Source organism: Streptomyces sp. NPDC093065, from assembly GCF_044754585.1.
GTDB lineage: Bacteria > Actinomycetota > Actinomycetes > Streptomycetales > Streptomycetaceae > Streptomyces.
Genome location: NZ_JBIVPJ010000015.1, coordinates 140,232 through 165,520 on the forward strand (window position 1 = coordinate 140,232; position 25,289 = coordinate 165,520).

The 25,289-nt window shown below is 76.0% G+C and carries 2 protein-coding genes (1 of these 2 only partly in view); both read right to left on the bottom strand.

Annotated elements, in window-relative coordinates; all coding sequences use genetic code 11:
- Positions 1-16,953, bottom strand: coding sequence for an amino acid adenylation domain-containing protein (locus tag ACIQFU_RS25115; protein ID WP_402554409.1), 16,953 nt, complete (start codon positions 16,951-16,953; stop codon positions 1-3).
- A protein-coding gene (locus ACIQFU_RS25120; RefSeq protein ID WP_402554410.1) for an amino acid adenylation domain-containing protein crosses the window boundary here: on the bottom strand, positions 16,950-25,289 show its 3' portion. 7,128 nt of this gene lie beyond the right edge of the window; only the last 8,340 of its 15,468 coding nucleotides appear in the window; the start codon falls outside the window, past its right edge — the gene reads right to left on this strand; its stop codon occupies positions 16,950-16,952. The genes ACIQFU_RS25115 and ACIQFU_RS25120 overlap by 4 nt, the downstream gene beginning before the upstream one ends.

Here is a 25,289-nt window from a genome sequence, read left to right on the forward strand (position 1 = left end):
TCACTCCCCCGGGCCTGCCTCCGTGCAGGCCCGCACCGTTTCCCGCAGTGCCGCCTGCCACTCCCGGGCGAACGCCTCCACCTCCGCACGGGGCAGGGCCGTGCCCGGCCACACCATGCCCGTGCCCAGCACGGGGCCTCCCGGCCCGTCGACCGCGGACACGGTGATGTCGAGGAGATGTCCGACCGGCATGTCCAGATCGCGTCCGCCGCTGAACCCGCTGGTCTCCGGGGCGGTCTCCCAGTCCCCGGTGCCTTCCACGGTCCCGGTTCCGGCCCCGCTCCCCGTCCGGTCGGCCCCCACGGGTGCGCCGAACCGGCCCAGGTAGTTGAACTGCACCTGGGGCGCGCTCAGGGCCGCGAGCTGGGGACGGGTACGCGGGTTGAGGTGGCGCAGCATGCCGTAGCCGATGCCCCGGTCGGGCACGGCGTCCAGCGCGCGGGCGGCACGGTCGACCAGCACGGGCAGCGCGTCACTCGCGTCGAGGTCGACACCCTCGGCGTCCAGCAGGACCGGGTAGACGGAGGTGAACCAGCCGACGGTCCGTGACGGGTCGGTGCCCGGTACGGCGTCGGGCTCGCGGCCGTGGCCCTCCATCGCGATCACGGTGCGGGCAGAGGCGGCCGTGGACCGGCGGGCGCGCCACCGGGCGAGGGCCCGGGTGAGGGCGCCCAGCAGAACGGCGTTCACGCTGCTCCCCGGGCGGGCGGCCACGGCGCCGAGAAGGGGTTCGGCGAACCGCGGGGGCAGTTCGACGCGCAGGTGGTCGAGCCCACGTACGGTGTCGGTGGCCGGGTCGAGCGGCCGGTCGCCCAGCTCGCTGGGGTCGGCGGCCAGCGTACGGAGCCAGTGCTCCAGCTCGGCCTCCCGCTCGGGAGCCTCGGCGGCGCGAGCGAGTTCCCTGGCCCAGGTGGCGAACGAGGTGGGGACGGGCGGCAGTTCGGGGGCCCGGCCGGCCCGCGCCTGCTGCCATGCCTCCTTGAGGTCGGGGTGCAGGACGCGCCACGAGTAGCCGTCCACCACCAGGTGGTGCAGGACCAGCAGCAGCCGGCCCGGACGCTCGGGGCCCGCATCGAACCACACCGCGCGCAGCATCCGGCCGTCGTCCGGCGCCAGTTCACGGGTGGTGGCGAGCAGCTTCTCGCCCATGACCCCGGCCAGTTCGCGTCCGGCGGGTACGCCGGTGACGTCCACGCGCTCGATCAGGGCCGCCGCGTCGACCGTCCCGGGCTCCGGGATCAGGAAGGACCACGCGTCGTCACCGGGGCGGTCCAGGCGGGCGCGCAGCAGGTGGTGCCGGTCGAGGAGGGCCTGGAGCGCGGCGTCCAGTTCGGAGCGCCGCAGCGAGGCCGGCACCTGGACGACGGTGGCCTGGGAGTACTCGCCCAGGGGACCGCCGAGTTCCCGCAGCCACTCGACGACCGGTGTCACCGGCGCCCGGCCCGAGCGGCCCGCCGGGTCGTCGGTCTGCGCGGGGGCGTCCCGCTTCAGTTCGGTGGCGAGGGCGGCCGGGGTGCGCAGGGCGAAGACCTGGCGCGGGGACACCTGCCAGCCCTCGGCCCGCAGCCGGCCCACGAGTTGCATGGAGACGATGCTGTCGCCGCCCAGGGCGAAGAAGTCGGCGTCGGCGGCGATCTCCGGCAGGCCGAGGACCGCGGCCATGGCGGCGCACAGCGCCGTCTCGTCCTCACCGAGCGGTGCCCGGCCGCCGGCCGCGGCCCGGCCGAAGTCGGGCGCGGGCAGCCGGTCCCGGTCGAGTTTGCCGTTCGCAGTGACCGGCAGGGCGTCCAGCACGATTATGGCCGCGGGCACGAGGTGCTCCGGCAGGGTCGCGGCCACCAGGGACCGCAGCTGCTCGGGGGCGGGATCGGTGCCCTCGCGGCCGACCGCGTAGCCGACGAGCCGGCGTACGCCGCCGTCCTCGCGGGCCACCACGACCGCCTGTGCGACCTCGTGATGGGCCGCGAGGGCGGTCTCGATCTCGCCCAGCTCCACCCGGAAGCCGCGGATCTTCACCTGGTCGTCGGTGCGGCCCAGGAACTCCACGGCGCCCTCGGGCGTCCAGCGGGCGAGGTCCCCCGTGCGGTACAGGCGTCCGCCGTCCTGGCCGAACGGGTCGGCGACGAAGCGCTCCGCGGTCAGGCCCGGGCGGCCCAGGTAGCCCCGGGCCAGTCCCGCTCCGGCGAGGTACAACTCGCCCGGCACGCCCGTCGGGACCGGACGGAGCGCGGCGTCCAGCAGATAGGCGCGCGCGTTGTCCACCGGGTGCCCGACGACCTGCCGTTCGCTGTCGCGGACGAAGGCCTGGAGGGAGTCGACCGTGCACTCGGTGGGTCCGTACAGGTTCACGACCTCGGTGCCGCGCAGGGTCCGCAGCCGGGCCCACTGGGCGTCGGGGACGGCCTCGCCGCCGACCCCGAGCAGCGGCACCGGGCAGTCGCCCTCCGCGGTGAGCCCCGCCCGTTCGACCTGGGCGAGCAGCGAGGGGGCGAGTTCGACGAAGTCGATCCGGTGCTCCCTGAGGTGGCGGTGGAGTGCGTCGGGATCGTGTTGCAGGTCCTCGGACAGGACGTGCACGCAGTGCCCGTCGAGGAGCCAGAGCTGTGGCTGCCAGGACGCGTCGAACGAGAACGACCAGGCGTGTCCGACCCGCAGCCGCTCCCGTCCGGTGCGTTCGGTCACCGGGGTGTACAGGTTCCTGCGGTGGCTGTGGAAGAGGTTGACGACGCCCGCGTGACTGACGACCACGCCCTTGGGGGTGCCGGTGGAGCCGGAGGTGTGGATGACGTAGGCCGGGTGGTCCGGGCGCAGGGGGCGCAGCCGCTCCCGGTCGCCGGGGTCGGTGGCCGGGCGGGCGGCGATGCGGTCCCGGGTGCCGGGGTCGTCGAGGACCAGGACGTCGGCGGCCCGGCCGCCGGGCACCCGGGTCCTCAGTGCTCCGGTGGTGAGCAGGACGCCGGGGGCCGCGTCGTCCAGCATGAAGGCGAGCCGTTCGTCGGGGTAGGAGGGGTCCAGGGGGAGGTAGGCGGCGCCCGCCTTGAGGACGGCCCAGATCGCCACCAGCATCTCCTCGGTGCGCGGCAGCATGAGGGCCACCACGTCCTCGGGGCCGGCGCCGTGGGCGATCAGCTCGTGGGCCAGCCGGGCCGAGCGCTCGGCGAGTCCGGCGAAGGTCAGGGTGGTGTCGCCGTGCACCACGGCGGGTTGCCCGGGTCCCCCGGCGGTCTGCGCGGCGAGCAAATCGGGGAGGGTGCCGCCCGGGTACGGGTGGGCGGTGTCGTTCCGGTCGCGCACCAGGGCGTCGCGCTCACCGGTGTCCAACGCCTCGATGCGGTGGGCGGGGACGCCGGGGTCGGCGGCGAGGGCGCCGAGCAGGTGGGTGAGCCGGCGCAGCAGGGTCTCGGCCAGGTCCTGGTCGAACAGGTCGGGCCGGTACTCCAGTGTGAAGCGCCCGGCGTCCGGCACGACGGCCAGGGTCAGCGGGTAGTGGGTGGCGTCGGCGCTCTCACCGCCGGTGACGGCGAGGGCGCCGGACCGCTCGGCCCGGCGCAGTCCGTCGGCGTCGACCGGGTAGTTCTCGAACACCAGGAGGGTGTCGAAGAGTTCGCCGATGCCGGCGATCCGCTGGATGTGCGAGAGCCCCAGGTGCTGGTGGGCGGAGAGCCGGGACTGCTCGTCCTGGAGGCGGGCCAGGGCCTGCCGCACGGTCTCGCCCCGTTCCTCGCGGACGCGGACCGGCAGGGTGTTGATGAAGAGCCCGGCCATGTCCTGCGCGCCGTCCAGCTCGGGTGGGCGCCCGGAGACGGTGGCGCCGAAGACGACGTCCTCGCGGCCGGTGTGCCGGGCGAGCAGCAGCCCCCAGGCGTACTGGACGACGGTGTTGCGGGTGACGTCGGCGGAGCGGGCCAGGGTGTCCAGGCCGGTGCGCAGCTCGTCGTCCAGGACGACGGAGAGGTGGCGGGAGAGTGCGGGTCCGCCGGTGCCTGAGGGCGGGGCGAAGAGGGTGGGTTCGGTGACGCCGTCGAGTGCCCGGCGCCAGGCGTTCTCGGCCGCGCCGGGTTCCTGCCGGGCGAGCCAGGCCAGGAAGTCACGGAAGGGGCGGCGCCGGGCGGGGGCCGGGGTTCCCGCGGTGCGGTTGGCGTAGAGCTCCAGGAATTCCTTGACCAGGAGCGGCACCGACCAGCCGTCCAGTACGGCGTGGTGGTTGGTGAGGACGAGGACGGTGCCGTCGGCGCCGAGCCGTACCAGGCGCAGCCGCAGCAGGGGCGGTGCGGCCAGGTCGAAGCGGCGGGTGCGGTCCTCGTGCGCCAGGCCGCGCAGGGCCTCCTCGCGTTCCTCCCGCGCGAGACCGGACAGATCGGTGTCGGTCCAGTCGGGTGTCACCGCGGCCGGGTCGAGGACGACCTGCACGGGTGTTCCGGACGGCGTGGTGACGAGGGCCGCCCGCAGGTTGTCGTGGCGGGCCAGGAGGTCCGCCGCGGCGGCGTGCAGGGCGGCGGGGTCGACCGTGCCGTCCAAGCGCAGCGCCAGTTGCATGGTGTAGACGTCGAGTTCGTCGTCCGCGTACGCGCTCAGGAAGTACAGGCCCTCCTGGAGCGGGGTGAGCGGCCAGACGTCGGTGAGGGCGGGCAGCCGTTCCTGGAGCGCCTCGACGTCCGGGCCGCCGAGAGGTGTCAGGGGGAAGTCGGACGGGGTGTGCGTGGGCGGCGCGCGGTGCCCGGCGAAGGCTTCGAGCGCCCGGCACCACAGCCCCGCGAGGGTCCGTGCGTCGTCCTCGGACAGCAGTCCGGCCGCGTACGACCACTGCGTGGTGAGGACGGGGCCGTCCTCGCCGTCGACGGTCGAGGCGATCACTTCGAGCGGGAAGAGGACGGGCGCCGGGACCGGGTGGGCGGTGCGCAGCGGCTCGGGTGCGTGGGGCCAGGGGGCCTCGGCGTCCGGCGACGGGGTCCTGGCACGGCCGGTGCGGTCGAAGCGGCCCAGGTAGTTGAGGACGATCTCCGGGTCGTGGGAGCCCGGCGGGCGGCCGGCGGACTGGCGCAGCAGTCCGTGTCCGATGCCGGCGTCCGGGGTTCGGCGCAGGTGCTCCTTGAGCGTGGCCAGGAGCCGCCGGGCGGCCGCGGGATCGGCGAGGGCCTGGTGCGGGGACACGCCGCCGGTGTCGAGGACCACGGGGTACCAGCTGGTGAACCAGCCGACGGTGGTGGACAGGTCGCTGCCGGGAAGCAGGGCCTCCTCGCGGCCGTGGCCCTCCACGGCGACGACGTCGGCCGCTGCTCCGTCCTGTCCGCGCTCGTGCCGCCATGCGGCCAGGGCCACGGCGAGGGCGGCCACGAGCACGTCGTGCACGGTGCCGTGGACGAGGGCGGGCGTCTCGGTGAGCAGGGCCCTGGTGGTGCCGCTGTCCAGGGTGCGGGTCAGGGAGCGCACGGTGTCGCGGGTGTCGCGGGCGGGGTCGAAGGGCCGCTCGCCGAGGAGCGGCCGGTCCCGTTCGTCGCGTTCGCGCCAGACCTTGGCCTCGTCGGCGTCCGCCGCACGTGCGCGTGCGGCGTCCGCGAGGGCGAGGCTCCACTGCCGGAAGGACGTACCCGGCGCAGGGGCCTCCCAGGTGCGGTCGTCGTGTGCGGCCCGGTGGGCGGCGGCGAGTTCGGGCAGCAGGACGCGCCAGGAGACGCCGTCCACGGCGAGGTGGTGCACGGCGAGCAGCAATCGCCCTTCGCGGTCCGGTCCCCGGTCGCACCACAGGGCACGGACCATCCGCCCCTGTTCGGGGTCGAGCCCGGCGACCGCGTCGGCCGCGTGCGCGGCGAGCAGGTCCGGCAGCGCGTCGTCGCAGACGCCGGACAGGTCGGCGTACAGCAGGGCGTCGGCGCCGTTCGGATCGCCCGGTCCGGGCAGGTCGAGGGCGCGTTCGGCGCCGCTGCCGACGAGGCGGGCGCGCAGGACGGGGTGGCGGGCGAGCAGGGCGCCCAGGGCCGCGGCGAGGGTGGCGCGGGTCGTGCCGGGCGGGGTGACGAGGTGCTGGTACTGGAACATGCCGTCCAGCGGGCCGCGGTCCAGGGCCCAGCGCATCAGGGGGGTGAGGGGGGCGCGTCCGCTCGCGGCGACGGGCGGCGGTGTGCTGCTCTCCGTGTCGGTGGCAACGCGGGCGAGGGCGGCCGGGGTGCGGTGTTCGAAGACGTCCCTCGGCGTCAGGGAGAGGCCGTCGCGACGGGCGCGGGCGACGAGTTGGAGGGAGAGGATGCTGTCGCCGCCGAGGGCGAAGAAGCTGTCCTCCGCGCCGGCTCCGGGCACGCCGAGCAGCTCGGCGAACAGGCCGGTGAGCAGGGCCTCGCGCATGCCGCGCGGGGCGATCCCGGTGGCGTCGGCGGCGAGGTCCGGGGCGGGCAGCGCGGCCCGGTCGAGCTTGCCACTGGAGGTCAGGGGCAGCCGGTCCACGGCGACCAGGGCGGTGGGCACCATGTGCTCCGGCAGGTGCTCGCCCAAGTGCCGCTGGACGTCCGCCCGTTCCCAGTGCGGGCCGGCGGGCACCACATAGCCGACGAGGACGCGCCGCTCCGGCTGGTCCTCGCGCACCACGACCGCGCAGGCGGTGACGTCGGGGTGGGCGGCGAGCACCGCCTCGATCTCGCCGGTCTCCACGCGCAGTCCGCGCAGCTTCACCTGGCCGTCGGCGCGCCCGACGAAGACCAGGGCGCCGTCGGGCCGGCGGCGCACCAGGTCGCTGGTGCGGTACATGCGGCTGCCCGGCGGCCCCCACGGGTGGGCGGGGAACCGCTCGGCGGTCAGCGCGGGGCGCGCGTGGTAGCCGCGGGCGAGCTGGACGCCGGTGAGGTAGAGCTCGCCGGTGACACCGTCGGGGACCGGCCGCAGCCAGGGGTCGAGCACGAGGGTGCCGGTGTTGTGCACCGGGTGCCCGATGGGCACGGTGGGCGCGGCCGGGGCCGCGGGGTCCACGGGCCAGGCGGTGACGTCGACGGCGGCCTCGGTGGGACCGTACAGGTTGTGCAGCCGTACGCCGGGCAGGGCGGCGAGCAGCGCGTGTGCCACGGGGCCCGGCAGGGCCTCGCCGCTGGCGAAGACGGTGCGCAGGCCCGGGCAGCCGGCGGCCTCCTCGGCGGCGAACGCGGCCAGCATGGACGGCACGAAGTGGGCGACGGTGACGCAGTGCCGGCGGATCGCGGCGGCGACCTCGGCCGGGTCGTGGTGGGCGCCGTCGGCGAGGACCACGAGGGGCACTCCGGCGAGCGCCGGCCAGAAGAACTCCCAGACGGAGACGTCGAATCCGGCCGGGGTCTTCTGGAGGATCCGGTCGTCCCCGACGAGCGGGTGGGCGGCGTCCATCCACAACAGCCGGTTGAGGACGGCCCGGTGGCTGACGTCCACGCCCTTGGGGCGGCCGGTGGAGCCGGAGGTGTACAGGACGTAGGCCGGGTCGTCGCCGCGCTGGGCGGGGTGCGGGCCGACCGGTGCGGCGGCCGCGAGTTCCGCGCGGATGGCGGGGTCGTCCAGCAGCAGGAGCGGCACGCCCGGCGGGACGGGCAGGAGGCCGGCGTGGGCGGTGTCCGTCAGGACGATCTCAGGTGCACTGTCGGCGAGTTGGTGGGTGAGACGGGCCGTGGGGTGACCGGGGTCGACGGGGACGTAGGCGCCCCCGGCCCGGTGCACGGCGTGCAGGGCGACGACCAGGTCGGCGGAGCGGGGCAGGCCCACGGCGACCCGGACGCCGGGACCCGCGCCGCGTTCGCGGAGCAGCCGGGCGAGACGGCCGACGCGGTCGCCGAGGGCGGCGCGGTCGAGGCTGACCGTGTCGTCGACGAGGGCGGTGCGCCGGGGGTCCTCGGCGAGCCGGGCGGCGATCAGGTAGGGCAGGGTGGTGTCGGGCAGCGGCCGGGGTTCGCCGGTGCCCACGGCGCGCAGCCGTGCGAGTTCGTCCCCGTCGAGCAGGGGGACGCGCCAGAAGGGCGTGTCGGGGGCGTCGGCGAGGGCGCCGAGCAGCCGCACGTAGCGGTCGGCCAGAGCGCGGGCCGTGGAGGCGTCGAACAGGGCCGTACGGTAGGTGAGTTGCCCGGCGAGGCCGTCGACGCCCGCCCGCTCCGCCAGGGTGAAGGAGAGGTCGAACTTGGCCGTCCCCGGGTCCGCGCCGAGCAGGCCGGCCTCGACGCCCGGGAAGGACGGGGCCTCGCCGGTGAGGTTCTGGACGGCGAGCAGCACCTGGAACAAGGGGTGCCGGGAAAGCACGCGTTGCGGGGAGAGCAGGTCCACCAGCCGTTCGAAGGGCAGGTCGGCGTGGTCGAAGGCGGCCAGGTCCGTCTCCCTGACGCGGCCCAGGAGTTCCCGGAAGCTCGGGTCGCCGCCGAGGTCGGTGCGCAGCACCAGTGTGTTGACGAAGAAGCCGACCAGGTCGTCGAGGGCGGCGTCGGTGCGGCCGGCGACCGGGGTGCCGATCGGCAGGTCGGTGCCGGCGCCGTGCCCGGCCAGCAGGACGCCCAGGGCCGCCTGCGCGGCCATGAACACGCTGGTGCCGGTCTCGGCGGTCAGGGCGCGCAGCGCACGGTGCGCGGCGGGCGGCACGGTGAACTCGACGGTGGCGCCCGCCGGGTCGTCCACCGCCGGGCGGGGACGGTCGTAGGGCAGGGCCAGCTCCTCGGGGGCGCCGGCCAGCGCGGTGCGCCAGTAGGCGGCCTGGGCCGCGGCGGGACTGCCGGGGGTGTCCTCGTCGCCGAGCACCTCGCGCTGCCACAGCGCGTAGTCGCCGTAGGTCACGGGGAGTTCGGGCCAGTCGGGGGCCCGGCCCTCGGCGCGGGCGGCGTATGCGGTGCGCAGGTCGGCCGTCAGGGGACGCATCGACCATTCGTCGCCGGCGATGTGGTGCAGCATCACGGTCAGCACGTGGTCGGGGCCGACGCGCAGCAGGCGGACGCGCAGGGGGATCTCGCGGGTGAGGTCGACGGCGGCGGTCGCCTCGGCGCGCAGTGCGGCGGGCAGGGCGTCCTCCGGTACGCGGACGGGGTCCAGGCGGAGGCCGCGCAGGGCCCGGTCCGCGTCGAGGACGTCCTGGTAGGGGGTGCCCTCCGCGTCGGGGAAGACGGTCCGCAGGCTCTCGTGGCGCCGCAGCAGGTCCCCCACGGCGGCTTGCAGGGCGGCCACGTCGAGGCCGCTGCCCAGGCGCAGCGCGAAGAACAGGTTGTAGGTGGCTCCGGGGCCCTCCAGCCGGTGCAGGAACCACAGCCTGAGCTGCGCGAAGGACAGGGGCAGTCGCTCGCCCCGCTCGCGGGTGCGCCGGGTCAGGGGCAGCCGGGCACCGGGCCGGGGCAGTACGGCCGCCGCCAGCGCGGCCGGTGTCGGGTGGTCGAAGACGTCGCGCAGGGCGACGTCCGTGCCGAGGGCGGACCGGACGCGGTTGGCGAGGCGCATGGCAAGCAGGGAGTGCCCGCCGAGGGCGAAGAAGTCGTCGTCGGGACCGGCCGACGGCAGGCCGAGCACGTCGGCGAAGAGCCCGGTCAGCACCTCCTCCCTCGGGTCGCGCGGGGCGCGCGTCGGCGCGGCGGGGAATCCCGGGGCGGGCAGCCGGCTCCGGTCGACCTTGCCGTTGGCGGTGAGCGGCAGTTCGGCCAGCGGCACCAGCACCGACGGCACCAGGTACTCCGGCAGCCGGGCGGCCAGATGCTCCCGCAGCCCTTCGGTGCCGCCGGTGTCCCCGGTGACGTAGCCGACCAGCCGCACGGCGCCGCCGGTGTCGGTGTCCCCGGTGACGACGGCGTCGCCGACGCTCGGATGGGCGCGCAGCACGGCCTCGATCTCGCCGGGCTCGACGCGGTGCCCGCGGACCTTGAGCTGGTGGTCGGCGCGGCCGAGGATGCGCAGGGTCCCGTCGGGGCGCCACTCGGCGATGTCGCCGGTGCGGTAGAGGCGTTCGCCGGGCGTGCCGTGCGGGTCGGCGACGAAGCGGGCGGCGGTCTGGTCCGGCCGGCCGAGGTAGCCGGTGGCCACGCCCGCGCCGCCGATGTACAGCTCGCCGGGTGTGCCCTGGGGCACGGGGCGCAGCCAGCCGTCGAGGACGTGCAGGGTGGTGTTGCGCAGGGCGGTGCCGACGTGCGGGACGGGGGCGGACGCCGGGAGTTCGGCGGCGGTGGACCAGACGGTGGTCTCGGTGGGGCCGTAGAGGTTGACGAGCCGGGCGCCGCCCTCGGCGAGGCGCGCGGCGAGGTCCGGGGCGAGGGGTTCGCCGCCGCTCAGCACGGTCAGGCCGGCGAGGATCTCCGGTGGGCCCTCCACCAGGGCCCGCCACAGGGACGGGGTGGCCTGGAGAAGGTTCGCGCCGGTGCGGGCGGCGAGCCGGGCGAGCAGGCGCGGGTCGCGGGCCCGGTCGGGGTCGGCGAGGACGACGGTGGCCCCGGTGACCAGCGGGGTGAACAGTTCCAGTACGGCGATGTCGAAGCTGACCGTGGTGACGGCGAGCAGCCGGTCGCCGGGGCCGGTCCCGGTCACGTCGGCCATGGCGTCCAGCAGGTTGGCCAGGTTGCGGTGGGTGACGGAGACGCCCTTGGGGGTTCCGGTGGAGCCGGAGGTGTGGATGACGTAGGCGGTGTCGTGCGGGTGGGGTCGCAAGGGCACGAAGGGCCCGGCGTCGGCCGCCGGGGCGGGCGCGGAGTCGGTGCTGATGTCGGTGTCGGAACCGATGTCGCGGTCGGTGTCGGTGGCGAGGAGGGGCGACCCGGGTTCGACGAGCAGCAGGGGGCGTGCGTCGTCGAGGAGGAAGGCGATCCGCTCGGCGGGGAAGCCGGGGTCGACGGGGAGGTACGCGGCGCCCGTCGCGGCGACGGCGAGCAGCGTCGCCACCAGGTCGGCGTCGCGCGGCAGGGCGACGCCGACCAGGGTCCCGGGGCCCGCGCCCCGGGCGGTGAGCCGCCGGGCGAGGAGCGTGACGCGGTCGGCGAGCCTCCGGTAGGTCCACTCCTCGTCGCCGGTGACCAGGGCGGTGGCCGAGGGGGTGGCCGAGGCCCGGGCGAGGAAGCGCTCGGCGAGGGTGGCCTCGGTGATGTCCTCACGGGGACCTTGCCCGAAGGCGGGAGCGCCGGGGCGCAGGGTGTGTACGGGGCGGTCCGGTGCCGCCACCATGGCGGCGAGGGTGTCGGCCAGGAGGCGTGCGATGTCCTCCGCGGCCGTGCGGTCGACCAGTTCGGGCCGGTGGTCGAGGGCGAGGGCGAGGCGGTCCCGTCCGGGCAGTGCGACCAGGACGAGCGGGTAGTGGGTGGCGTCGTGCCCCTCCGCCCCGGTGACGCGCAGTCCGGCGCGGGCCTCGGAGCGGCGCAGCTGCTCGCCGTCGACCGGGTAGTTCTCGAACAGGACCAGGGTGTCGAAGAGTTCGCGGTGTCCGGCGGCCCGCAGGATCTCGCTGAGCGATTCGTCCTGGTGGTCCATGAGTGCGGCCTGCCGGGCTGCCGTCCCGGCCACCAGCGCGGCGGGGGTGTCGCCGGGGCGGGCCGTGATCCGCGCGGGCACGGTGTTGATGAAGAGACCGATCATCGACTCCGAGCCGTCGAGGTCGGCGGGGCGCCCGGAGACGGTGATGCCGAAGACGACGTCCTCGCGTCCCGTGAGGAGGCCGAGGAGGAGTCCCCAGGCGGTCTGGAGCACGGTGTTGACGGTGACCTGCCGGTCGCGGGCGAAGGCGCCGAGCCGCTCGGCGAGACCGTCGGGCAGGTCCACCTCGACGCGTTCGGGCACTCCGGCGGGCATCCCGGCCGCCTCGGGCACGAGCAGGGTCGGCCCGTCGAGTCCGGCCAGTGCCTCCCGCCACGCGCGTGCGGTGCCCTCGCGGTCGCGTTCGGCGAGGCGGCGCAGGTGGTCGCGGTAGGGGCGGGGCGCCGGCGCGGGTTCGCCTCGGTAGAGGCCGAGCAGGTCCTGTACGAGCAGCGGTCCCGACCAGCCGTCGAGCAGGATGTGGTGCGAGGTGATCGCGAGGAGTTGTCGGTCCTCGCCCAGGCGGACGACGGTGAGCCGCATCAGCGGGGGCCGGGCGAGGTCGAACGGGCGGGACCGTTCCGCCGCGAGCAGCGAGCGGGCCGCCTCCGCGTCGTCGGCGCCGAGCCGGTGTTCGGCGAAGGGCGTCTCGTAGTGCGTGGGCACGGCCTGTACGGGGTCGCCGCCGGGCCGGGTGTGGAAGCCCGCCCGCAGGTTGGGGTGGCGGTGGAGCAGTTGCCCGGCCGCCGCCCGCAGCCGTTCCGCGTCGAGGTCGCCCTCGATGTCGAGGACGAGCTGTGTCGTGTAGACGTCGGGGCCCTCCCCCTCGGCGCCGAGGCCCGCGAGGAAGTACAGGCCCTCCTGGAGCGGTGACAGCGGCAGCAGGTCGTCGAGCGGTCCTTGCCGCTCAAGGGTGTCGATCTCGTGCTGGTCGACGGTGACCAGGGGGAAGTCGGAAGGGGTGTGACCGCCGGACGCGGGCTCGTCGGCGAGCCGCCGCAGGGTGCGCAGGGCGTCCAGCCACAGTTCGGCCAGCCGCTCCACGGTGGCGGTGTCCAGGAGGCGTTCGGGGAAGCGGAAGGCGGCGTGCAGGACCGGGCCGGCCGGGGTCTCGACGGCGGAGGCGTCGAGCTGGAGGGTGTGGGAGGCGGGCAGGCGGGGGTCGGCGCCGCCGCCGAGGGAGCCGGTCCGGGCGGGGCTCCAGGGCGCGGGCGCGGCGTCGGCGCTCTCTCCGGGGGCACCGAAGCGGCCGAGGTAGTTGTACCCGATCTCCGGCTGGGGCAGCCGGGCGAGTTCCGCGCCGGCGCCTTCCGGGTGTCCGAGGTCGCGCAGCAGTCCGTGGCCGATGCCGTGGTCGGGGGCCTGGGCGAGCTGTTCCTTGACCTGCTTGAATGCGGCGTCGTGGGAGCGGGAGACGCCGGTGAGGTCGAGGAGTACGGGATGGACGGTGGTGAACCAGCCGACGGTGCGCGACAGGTCGGCGCCGGGCACCGCGTCCTCGACGCGTCCGTGGCCCTCCAGGTCGACCGGCACGGGCGCGGGACGGCCGCGCAGGGTGTCCAGGGCGCGGGCGAGCGCGGTGAGCAGCACGGTGTCGGGGCCGGCGTGGTAGCGCGCCGCGAGCGGGCCGAGCAGGGCCGCCGCCGTCTCGGCCTCCAGGCGCACGGAGACGGTGCTCAGCGTGCCGAAGGTGTCGACGGCGGGGTCGAGCGGGGCGGCGAGCCGGTCGGTGGATCCCGTGAGGACGGACCGCCAGTGGCCGGCCTCGGCCTGGCGCTCGGGCCGGGCGGCGGCCCGGACGAGTCCGGTGGCCCAGGCGCGCCAGGGGGTGCCGACCGGGGGCAGGTCGGCGGGGGTGCCGGTGCGGGCGGCCTCGAACGCGGTGGCGAGGTCCTCGGTCAGCACCCGCCAGGACACCCCGTCGACGACGGCGTGGTGGACGAGCACGGCCAGCAGTCCGCCGCGGTCCGGTCCGGCGTCGAGCCACACGGCGCGCAGCATGGTCCCCGCGTACGGGTCCAGGGCGCGGGCCGCCCGCGCGGCGTGTTCGCCGAGGGCGGCGTCGAGTTCGGCCTCGGGCAGGCTGACCGCGTCGACGCGGGTGAGCAGCGCCCCGGCGTCCGGGGTGCCGGGCGGTGGGATGTCCAGGCCCTCGGAGGTGAGGCGGGCGCGCAGGGCGCCGTGGTGGGCGAGGACGCGGGCGAGTCCGGTGCGCAGGTGCCCGGCCCCGGTGCCGGGCGGGGTGTGCAGCACCGTGGACTGGTGGTAGTCGGCGATCGGGCCGCCGCGTTCCAGCAGCCGTCGCTGGATCGGGGTGAGCGGGGCGGGGCCGGTGTCGTCGCCCGAGGCGGGGGCGGGTGCGTCGGTACGGCGGGCGAGCCTGGCCAGCGCCTCGACGGTGCGGCCCTCGAACACGTCGCGGGGGCGCAGCAGGAGGCCCTTGCGGCGGGCGGCGCCGACGAGCTGGATGGAGGAGATGCTGTCGCCGCCGAGGGCGAAGAAGCCGTCCTGGGCGCCGATGTCCGGGATGCCGAGGATCTCGGTGAACAGGGCGGCCAGCACCCGTTCGGTCTCGGTGCGGGGCGGGGTGCCGCCTGTGGAGGTGGTGAACTCGGGGGCGGGCAGGGCGGCGCGGTCGATCTTGTTGGCGCGGGTCAGGGGCAGCGCGTCCAGGACGACGAGGGCGGACGGGACCATGTGCTCGGGCAGCGACTCCCCCGCCCAGGCGGCCACTTCCGCCTGGGCGGGCCGCCGTTCGCCGGCCGGCACGACGTGGGCGACGAGGCGCTTCACGCCGCGCCCGTCCTCGTGTCCGGTGACCACGGCGCGGGCGATGTCCGGATGCCGGGTCAGTACGGCCTCGATCTCGGCAGGTTCGATCCGGAAGCCGCGGATCTTGAGCTGGTGGTCGGTGCGGCCCGCGTACTCCAGCTCCCCGGCCTCGTTCCAGCGGGCGAGGTCGCCGGTGCGGTACATGCGGGTGCCGGGCCCGGTGAAGGGGCAGGCGACGAAGCGGTCGGCGGTGATGCCGGGGCGGCCGAGGTAGCCGCGGGCGAGGCCGACTCCGGCGATGTACAGCTCGCCCAGCACACCGGGGGCGACGGGGCGCAGGTGCCGGTCGAGGACGTAGGCACGCTTGTTGACGTCGGGCGGGCCGATGGGCACGGGGCCGCCGGTCCAGTCCCGGGGCACGGGCCAGGTGGCGGAGTTCACCACGGCCTCGGTGGGGCCGTAGGCGTTGTGGAGGCGGTGCCGGGCGGTCCAGGCCCGGACGACCTCGGGTGGCAGCGCCTCGGTGCCGACGATCAGTTCCATGCCGGCGGGCAGGTCCGCGCCGGTGGGCAGGCTGGCGACGACGGAGGGCGGGATGACCGCGAGGTCGATGTCCGCCTCGCGCAGGAAGGAGGTCAGGGGTTCACCGGCGCGGCGTTCCTCGGGGACGACGACGAGGGTGGCGCCGGAGAACAGGGAGTTGGCCAGCTCGCAGAAGGTGACGTCGAAGCTGGGTGAGGCGAACTGGGTGACGCGGTCGCCGGGTTCGGTGCCGAAGCAGGCGTTGGCCCAGGCGACGAGGTCCGCGAGCGGGCGGTGCGGGATCACCACGCCCTTGGGTTCGCCCGTGGAGCCGGAGGTGAAGATGACGTAGGCGCTGTTGTCCAGGCGCAGCGGCGCCCGGCGGTCCGCGTCGTCCGGGTCGTGGGCGGGGCCGGTGCTCACGAGGTCGGGGTGTACGACGGTGGCGTCTCCGCACCACGGGTCGGTCTCGGTCCCGGACCGGGTGAGCACGACCCGGGCGTCCAGGGTGCGGACGAGCCGGGCGAGCCGGTCCGCCGGGTAGTCCGGGTCGAGGGGGGCGAAGACGCCGCCGGCCTTGGCGACGGCGAGCATGCCGACCTCGGTGGGCACGCCGCGCGGCAGCGCGCAGCCGACCGCGTCCTCGGGGCCGACGCCCAGGCCGATCAGGTGGTGCGCCAGCCGGTTGGCGCGGGTGTTGAGTTCCGCGTAGGTGAGGGTGGTGTCGCCGTCCACGGCGGCGGGCCGGTCGGGGTGGGCGGCGGCCTGGTCCTCGAAGAGCCGGGCCAGGGTGCGTGGCCGGACCTCGGTGGTGTCGGAGTTGAAGGTGTGCAGGACCTGTTCGCGTTCGCCGGGGGTGAGCAGGTCGAGCCGGTTCAGGGGGCGTTCGGGGTCGTGGACGAGTTCCTCGGCGGCGCGGCGCAGCCGGGCGGCGACGCGCTCGGCGTCGGCGGCGGTGAAGACGTCCTCTCGGTGGCGCAGCCGCAGGGTGAGTCCGTCGCCGGGGGTCTGGGCGGCGACCAGGGTGAGCGGGTAGTGCGTGGCGTCCCGGCCGCTGACGGCGGAAACGCTCAAGCCGTCGGTCGGTACGTCTTCCGCGCCGCCGGTGTCCACCCAGTAGTTCTCGAAGACGCACAGGGTGTCGAAGAGGGGGCCGCCCTGTCCGGCGATGCGCTGGACGTCGGAGAGCGGGATGTGGTGGTGCGGCAGCAGGGCCGCCTGTTCCCGGGCCACGCGCCGCAGCAGGCCGGCGAGGCCGAGGCCCGGGTCGGTGTCGAGGCGTACGCGGAACGGCAGGGTGTTGATGAACAGGCCCACCATGTGCTCGACGCCGGGCAGTTCGGCGGGGCGGCCGGAGACCGTGGTGCCGCAGACCACGTCCTCGCGTCCGGTGATCGCGGCGAGGGCCAGGGCCCACAGCGTCTGCACGACGACGGGCACGGTCATGTCGAGGCGCCGGGCGGTGGCGGTGAGGGCGGCCCCCAGCTCAGGGCTCAACTCGACGTCGAGGGTCGCGGGTTCGGCCGCGGGCCCGTCGGCCGCCGCGGGGGCGACGAGGGTGGGCCCGTCGAGCCCGTCGAGGGCCCGCGTCCAGGCGGCGTCGTCGGCGTCCCGGTCGCGGCGGGCGGCCCAGGCCAGGTAGTCCCGGAAGGGCGGGACGGACGGCAGGGCGTCGGGGGTGCCGTCCGCGTCGTAGAGGGTGAACAGCTCCTGGACGACCCGGGCGGTGGACCAGCCGTCGAGCAGCAGGTGGTGGTGGCTGAAGAGCAGCCGGTGGTGCTCCTCTCCCGTCCTGATCAGGGTGCAGCGCAGCAGCGGGGGCGTCGCCAGGTCGAAGCGGGCGGTGCGGTCGGCGTCGGTGAGGCGGGCCAGGCGGTCGGCCGCCTCCGCCGGGTCGGTGCGGGTCAGGTCGACCTCGGTCCAGGGCAGGTCGACGCGGTGCGGGATCAGCGTGACGGGCTCGCCGTTCTTGCGCTGCCGGAAGGCGGCCATCAGGTTGGGGTGCCGCTGGAGCAGCGCCTCGGCGGCCCTGCGCAGGCGCGGGGAGTCGAGGGGGCCGCGCAGTTCGACCGCGATCTGCACGGTGTAGACGTCCAGCGCGCCGTCGTCGTAGGACGACAGGAAGTACAGCCCCTGCTGGAGCGGGGAGAGCGGGAGCAGGTCTCGCAGTCCCGAGGGTGCGCCGGTGGTCACTGGGTCCTCCACTCGTCTTCGAATGCGTCGATCTCGTCCTGGTCGATGGTGAGCAGGTCGAGGTCGGACGGGGTGTGTCCGCCCGCCGCGGTGCGGGCCGCGGCCACCAGGGTCTCCAGGGCCCGGCGCCAGTGGCCGGCGAGGGCCGTGAGGCGGTCGGCGGGCACGATCCGTTCGGCGTGCTGCCAGGTCGCCGAGAGTTCGGCGACCCGGGCGCCGGTGTCCGTGGTGCGGTGCAGGGCCGCGATGTTCAGGTCGACCGCGAGGTCGACGCCGAGGGCCGCGGGCTCGCGCCACAGCGCCCCGGATTCCGGGGCGGGCGTCCATCCGCCCGAGCCGTCGGCTGCGCCCGGCGTGTCGTCGGACACGTCGTAGCGGCCGAGGTAGTTGAAGCCGATCCGGGGTTCGGGCAGGGCGGCGAGCCGCGGTCCGGAGTCCGGGTCCAGGTGGCGCAGCCGCCCGTATCCGGCGCCGTGGCCCGGGACCGACCGCAGCAGTTCCTTGACGTGCTTCAGCGCGCGGCCCGCCTCGGCGGGGTCGTCGAGGGCGCGGGCCGGGTCGGCGCCGCCCAGGCCGAGCCGCACGGGATGGACGGTGGTGAACCAGCCCACGGTGCGGAAAGGCTCGCGGTCGCCGAGGACGTCGGCGTCCCGGCCGTGTCCCTCCAGCCGGACGAGCGGGTCGCCGCCGCCCTGCCAGGCGCCGAGGGCGAGGGCGAGGGCGGTCAGCAGTACGTCCTGGTCGGTGCAGTGGAAGGCGGCGGTCACCTCGCCGAGCAGTGCCTCGGTCGTCTCGGCGGGGACCGTCGTGACGTGCTGCCGGACGGTGTCGGGCGTGTCCCGCAGCGGATCGGGGGCGGGCGGCCCGGACGGTTCGCCGGTCAGTACCTGCGTCCAGTACGGCAGTTCCTCCCGGCAGTCGGGCACCGACCCGGCGAGGGCGCCGGCCCAGGCGCGGAAGGAGACCTCGACCGGCGGGAGGGCGGCGTCGGACCGCTCGTCGGCGCAGAGGGACTCCAGGTCGGGCAGGAGCACCCGCCAGGAGACCGCGTCCACGACCAGGTGGTGGGCGAGCAGCAGCAGCCGGCCCGTGCGCTCTCGGCCCCGGTCGAAGAAGACGGCCCGCAGCATCTCGCCCCGCTCGGGGTCGAGTTCGCGCACGGCGCGGGCGGACTCCCGGCGTACCGCCTCCGTCAGCCCGGTGTCGTCGCCGGTGACCACCACTGTGCGCAGGACGGAGCCGGGCGGCGTCTCGTCCGGCACGTGCAGGGACCAGGTGCCCGAGGTGTCCAGGCGGGCGCGGAGCATCGCGTGGTGCTCCCGGAGCCGCAGCAGTGCCGCCTCCAGTCGGGAGGCGGTGACGGCGGCGGGGACGGTGACCAGCAGCGACTGGCTGAACTGCCGGTGGTCGCCGCCGCGTTCGCGCAACGCGTGCATGACGGGCGTGAGCGGTACCTCACCGGTGCCGGGGTCGTGGACGGCCTTCTCCTCGCGCACGGGCCGGGCGACGGCGGCCAGTGCAGCCGGGGTGCGCTGTTCGAAGACCTGGCGCGGGGTCAGCAGGAGCCCGCGGCGCCGGGCCGCGCCGACCAGCTGGATGGAGGAGATGCTGTCCCCGCCGAGGGCGAAGAAGCTGTCGTGGACGCCGACTTCGGGGAGCTGCAGGATGTCGGCGACGACCTCGCACAGGATCGCCTCCGCGGTGCCGGCGGGCGCCGGTTCGGCGGCGCCCGGGTGCGGGCCGGGGTCCGGCAGCGCGGCCCGGTCGAGCTTGCCGCTCGCGGTGAGCGGGAGCGCGTCCAGGACCTGCACGTCGGCGGGCACCGTCGAGGAGGGCAGCAGGGCGGCGAGGTGGCCGATCAGGTCTGTGCCGGACGGGGCGTCGGCGTCGGAGCGGGGGGTGACGTAGCCGAGCAGGCGCCCGTCGCGGACGAGTACGGCGGCCTCCCTCACCTCGGGGTGGGTGAGCAGCGCGGCGCGCACCTCGCCCGGCTCGACGCGGACACCGGCGAGCTTCACCTGGTCGTCCGCCCGGCCGGCGAACTCCAGCTCGCCGTGCCGGTTCCAGCGGGCGAGGTCGCCGGTGCGGTACAGGCGGGCGCCGGGCGGGCCGAAGGGGTCGGCGACGAACCGTTCGGCGGTGGCGGCGGGCCGCCCGAGGTAGCCGAGGGCGAGTTGCGCACCGGCCAGGTACAGCTCGCCCCGCACGCCGGGGAGTACGGGGCGCAGTGCGGCGTCGAGGACGTAGGCGCGGGTACCCGCGCCGGGCCGGCCCAGCGGCACCTGGGTGTGCTCGCCGGGGGCGGCGGGGCGGGCGGTGACGTCGACGGCGGCCTCGGCGGGCCCGTACTGGTTGACGACCGTGGCGGGCAGCCGGTCGGCGACGGCCCGCACGAGGGCGTCGTCAAGGGCTTCGCCGCCGCTGAAGATCCACTTGAGGCTCGTGCAGCGGGCCGCCTCCGGTGCTTCGGCGAACAGAGCGAGCAGCGAGGGCACGAAGTGCACGGCGGTGACGCCGTGGCGCCGGATCAGGCCCGCCACGGACGCCGGTTCGAGGTGCGCGTCGGGCGGGACGACGACCACGGCGGCGCCGTCGAGGAGCGGGCCGAAGATCTCCCACACCGAGACGTCGAAGCCGGGCGCCGCCTTGAGCAGCATGCGGTCGCCGGGGCCCAGCGGGTGGGCGCGCCGGGTCCAGCCGAGCCGGTTGGCGAGCGCGCCGTGCGGGACGACGACCGGCTTGGGCTCGCCGGTGGAGCCGGAGGTGTGGACGACGTAGGCGGGTTGGGCCGGGTGGGGCGCCGCGGCGGGCGCTTCGCCGGTGGGCGGGAGGTCCTCGGTCAGGAGCAGCCGCCAGGCTCCGTCGGCGGGCAGCAGGGCGCGGGTGGCCCGGTCGGTGACGACCGCGTGGGGCGGGTTGGCGGCCAGCACGCGGGCCAGCCTGGGGGCCGGGTGGGCGGGGTCCAGGGGCAGGTAGACGGCTCCCGCGTGGTGTGCGGCGTGGGCGGCGACCACCAGTTCCGGGGAGCGCGGCAGCAGCACCGCCACCAGGTCGCCGTCGGTGACTCCGGCGGCGTGCAGCGCGTCGGCCGCGCCGCGCACGCGGTGCAGGAGGGTGCCGTAGGTGAGGACCGTGTCGTCGGTGACGACCGCGGGGGCGTCGGGGGTGCGCTCCGCCTGCGCCGCGAAGTCCCGGGGCAGGCACGGCGGTTCGGCGACGGGCGGTTCGGCACTGTTCCAGGTGACGAGGACCTGGTCGCGTTCGGGTCCGTGCCACGGGTCGAGGGTGCTCAGGGGGGCGTCGGGGCGGGCGGCGAAGTCGGCGAGGACGTCCAGGAAGCGGGCGGCCAGCGACTCGACGGTCTCCCGGTCGAAGAGGTCGGTGCGGTAGGTGATGCCCCCGCCGAGGGCGCCGTCGGGTCCCGGGTCCCGCACCGTGGTGAAGGTCAGGTCGAACTTGGCGGTGCCGGTGCCGACGGGGAACGGCGTGCTGTCCAGACCGGCGAAGGAGGGCCCGCGGGCCACCCGCGTCTGGTGGTTGAGCATCACCTGGAACAGGGGGTGCCGGGACAGTGAGCGTTCCACGTCCAGGACGTCGACGAGGCGTTCGAAGGGCACGTCGGCGTGGTCGAAGTCGTCCAGGTCCCGGTCCCGGACGCGGCGCACTAGCGCGGCCGGGGTGGGGTCCCCGCTCAAGTCCGTACGCAGGACGAGCGTGTTGACGAAGAAGCCCACCAGGTCGTGCACGGCGGCCTCCTCGCGTCCGGCGACGAGGGTGCCCACCGGCACGTCGTCGCCGGCACCCAGCCGCCGAAGGAGCACGGCGAGCGCCGCGTGCGCCACCATGAACGGCGTCGCACCGGTGCGCACGGCCAGTTCGGCGAGCCCCCGGCGGACGGGGTCGGGGACCTCGAACGTGACGACGTCGCCCTTGTACCCGGCACGCGGACCGCGCGGCCGGTCCAAGGGGAGCGGCAGTTCGGGCGGCGCGCCGTCGAGCCGTTCGCGCCAGTGGGCGAGCTGCCGGGCGACCGCGCTGTCCCGCGCGTCCTGCGCCCCGAGCACCTCGCGCTGCCACAGGGTGTGGTCGGCGTACTGCACGGGCAGGGCCGGCATCCGCGGCGGGCGACCCTCGGAGCGGGCCGTGTAGGCGGCCGAGAGGTCGTCGAGCAGCGGGCGCACCGACCACTCGTCGCCCGCGATGTGGTGCAGCACGAGCAGCAGTACGTCGCCGTCGGGGGCGCGCAGGCACAGGGCGCGCAGCGGGAGGTCGCGGGCCAGGTCGAAGGGCTGGGCGGCCTCGCGTTCGAGGGCCGCCACCGCGGCGGGGTCGTCGGCGGCAGCGGCGGGCAGCACCCGCAGCCGCACCTCCCTCTCACCGGCGTCCAGCACCTTCTGGTACGGCACCGACTCGTGCTCGGGGTAGACGGTGCGCAGCACCTCGTGCCGGGCGACGACGTCGGCCAGCGCCTCGCGCAGGGCGGCCGTGTCCAGCGGACCGGTCAGGCGCAGCGCGACGGGCACGTTGTACGCGGCGGACGGCTCGCTCTCCAGCCGGTCGAGGAACCACAGGCGCTGCTGGGCGGGCGACAGCGGGACCCGGTCGGGGCGTTCGGCGTCGGGGCGGGCCACCAGCGGCGGCGTGGAGCGGCCGTCGGGACGCAGGAGGGCGGCGACGGCGGCGGGGGTGCGCGCCTCGAACAGGTCGCGCACGCTCAGCGAGGCGCCGAGGGCGGCGCGGACGGTGCCCGTGAGGCGCATCGCCAGCAGTGAGTGTCCGCCGAGGGTGAAGAAGTCGTCGTGCGGGCCGACTCTTTCCAGCCCCAGTGCCTCGGCGAACAGGGCGCGCAGCAGTTCCTCGCGGGGGCCGCCGCCCGTGCCGTGCGTGTCGTCGGTCGCGTGCGGTGCCGCGGGCGCGGGCAGCGCCGCGCGGTCGACCTTGCCGTTGGCGGTGAGCGGGATGGAGTCGACGGTGACCAGGGCCGCCGGTACGAGGTAGGCGGGCAGCGCGGCGCGCAGTTCGGCGAGGAGTTCCGTCGCCGGACGGGGCCGCTCGGGGGCGGGGACCGTGTAGCCGACCAGGGCGGGACCGCCGGGCAGGTCGTCGCGGACGACGACGGCGGCTCGTGCGACGCCGTCCAGGGCGGCGAGTGCCGCCTCGGCCTCGCCGGGCTCGACGCGGTAGCCGCGCAGCTTGACCTGGTCGTCGGCGCGGCCCAGGAAGTCCAGGGCGCCGTCGGCCCGTTGCCGGACCAGGTCGCCGGTGCGGTACATACGGGCGCCGTCCGGTCCGAAGGGGTCGGCGACGAAGCGTTCGGCGGTCAGGTCCGGGCGGCCGAGGTAGCCGCGGGCCAGTCCGGCACCGGCGAGGTACAGCTCGCCGGCCACGCCGGTGGGCACCGGGCGCAGTGCCGGGTCGAGGACGCGCGGTGCCGTGCCGTCCAGGGGGTGGCCGATCGGGAGCGGCCCGTCGAGGGCGGCGGGGTCCACCGGTCCGGCGGTGGCGAAGGTGGTCGTCTCGGTGGGTCCGTAGCCGTTGGTCACGCGCAGCCCGGGTGCGGCGGCGAGGGCGGCCCGCACGGCGCCGGGCGAAACCACGGCGCCGCCGGTCCACACCTCGCGCAGCCCCGTGAACGCCTCCGGTGCCTCCTGGGCCAGCAGGTCGAACAGGCCCGCGGTGAACCAGGCCGCGTCGGCCCGTCCCGGGGTCAGCAGCTCCCGCCAGCGCTCCGGGTCCGTCGGCCCGTCGGGGGCGAGGACGATCTCGCCGCCGCGCAGCAGCGGCACCCACAGCTCGTAGGTCGAGGCGTCGAAGGAGTGCGGGGAGTGCAGCAGGACCCGGCGGTGCGCGTCGGAGGCGAACCGGGAGTCGGCGGCGAGCGCCAGGATGTCGTCCTGGGTGACGGCCACGCCCTTGGGTTCGCCGGTGGAGCCGGAGGTGTACATCACGTAGGCCAGGGCGGTGCCGGGGAGGCGGGCCGGCGCGGCAGCGGGGTTCTCCGCGCCCACGGGGGTTGCCGCCCCGGTGAGCACGGGGCGGTCGCCCGCGACGCCGGGGCCGGTCTCCCGGGCGACCAGGGCGACGGCCCCGGCGGCGTCCAGGGCGGCACGGGAGCGGGCGGCGGGCCAGTCCGGGTGGAGCGGCAGGTAGGCGGCGCCGGCCCAGTTGACCGCGAGCAGGGCGACGACCAGTTCGGGCGAGCGGGGCAGCAGGATCCCGACCGGGGTCTCGGGACCGGCGCCCACCGCGCGCAGGCGGCCGGCGAACGCCGCCGCACGGCGGGTCAGTTCGGCGTACGTCAGGAGCGGGGTGCCATCCGGGCCGCGGACCGCGACGGCCCCGGGGTCGGCGGCGGCGTGCCGGGCGACCACGCCGGCCGGTGACGGTGCGTCGGCCACGGCGGGGACGGGGCGGGGTGCGACGGGCGCGGGTGCGACGGGCAGGACGTCCAGCGCGCCGGCTGGGCGGTTCAGGTCCCCGGCGAGGGCTTCGAGGGCGGTGGCCAGCCCGCCGAGGACGCGCCGGGCGGTCTCCGCGTCGAACAGGTCGGTGCGGTGCTTGAGCAGCAGCCGGATGCGGCCGCCGTGCGCGGTGGCGGAGAGGGTGAGCGGGTAGTGGGTGGCGTCCCGGCCGCCGGTCCCCCGAACGGTGAGCCCGGCCGCCGCCTCGCTCGCGGTGAGCGCGTCCTCGTCGAAGGGGTAGTTCTCGAACACGGTCATGGTGTCGAACAGCACCGGCAGACCGGACTCGCGCTGGAGGTCCGCGAGCCCGAGGTGCTGGTGGTCAAGCAGGGCCGCCTGGCGGTCGTGCAGAGCGGTGACGATGTCGCGCAGGCTCCGCCCGGGTGCCGTGTCCACCCGTACGGGGACGGTGTTGACGAACAGGCCGAGCATCGCGTCGACGCCGGGAAGGTCGGCGGGGCGGCCGGAGACCGTGGCGCCGAACACCACGTCGGTGTGTCCGGTCAGCCGGGACAGGACCAGCGCCCAGCCGGTCTGGATCAGGGTGTTGAGGGTGGTGCCGGTCGCCCGTGCGGCGGCTTCCAGGGCGTCCCGCAGACGGGGCGGCAGGACGTGCTCGCTCTCGCCGGGTTCGAGGGCGCCCGGGGTGTCCGGGGCGTCGGCCACGAGCGAGGGTGCCTCCAGGCCGCGCAGTTCCTCGCGCCAGGCCTCCAGCGCGGCGTCGCGGTCCCGGTCCGCGAGCCAGGCCAGGTAGTCGGCGTACGGCCTGCGGGGCGCGGGGGTGCCGCCCGCGTAGGCGGTGAACAGGTCGGTGAGGAACAGGGGCGAGGACCAGCCGTCCAGCAGCAGGTGGTGGCTGGTGAACAGCAGGCGCCAGGTGTCGTCGGCCAGCCGGGCCAGGGTGAAGCGGAGCAGGGGCGGGGCGTCGAGGTCGAAGCGGCGGGTGCGGTCCTCGTGGGCCAGCCGTGGCAGGTCGGCCGGGTGGTCGCGCAGGTCGGCCGTGCGCCAGTCCACGGGTCCCGGGCCTGCCACGTACTGCACGAGACGACCGGTCGACAGTTGGCAAAAGCCCGCCCGCAGGACGTCGTGGCGCTCCACGACGGCGCGGGCCGCGCTGCGCAGCCGTTCGGCGTCCAGGTCGCCGGTCAGCTCCAGTTCGAGCTGGACGACGTAGACGTCCGGTGCGTGGGGGTCGGACAGGGCGTGGTAGGCCAGGCCCTCCTGGAGCGGGCTCAGCGGCAGGAGGGTGTGCGGCACGGGTCCGGCCGCGGCGATCTCGGCGATTTCGGCGGGCGTGGGGGCGAGCAGCGGGAAGTCGCCGGGTGTGGGGCCCGCGAAGCCCGGCTCGTGGGCATGCTCGGCCAGTTCGGCGAGGGTGTCGGTGAACCGCTGGGCGAGTGCGTCGACCTGCTCGTGGTCGAGGACGTCGGCGGTGTACGTCCAGCGCAGGGTCAGCTCCGGGCCGTCCGCGCCGTCCAGGGTGGAGGCGTGCAGTTCCAGGACGTGCCCGTCGGTGAGGGCGGGCAGGGAGCCGGTGTCGACGGCGTTCGACTCGGGCGCGGGGCCCCAGTGGCCGTCCTGTGTCGGGGTGCCGAAGCGGCCCAGGTAGTTGAAGGCGATCCGGGCTCCGCTCGGTGCCTGGTCGTGCAGGAGGCCGTAGCCGGTGCCGTGTCCCGGTACGGCGCGCAGGGACTCCTTGGCGCGCTGCACGGCCTCGCCGGCGTGGCCGTCGCCGGGCGTCAGGCGGAGGGGGTACTGGGTGGTGAACCAGCCGACGGTCCGGGAGAGTTCGGCCCCCTCCACCAGGTCCTCGTGCCGGCCGTGGGACTCCAGGTCCACGAGGACGCCGCCCGGGCCGGGTCGGAGGGCGCGGGC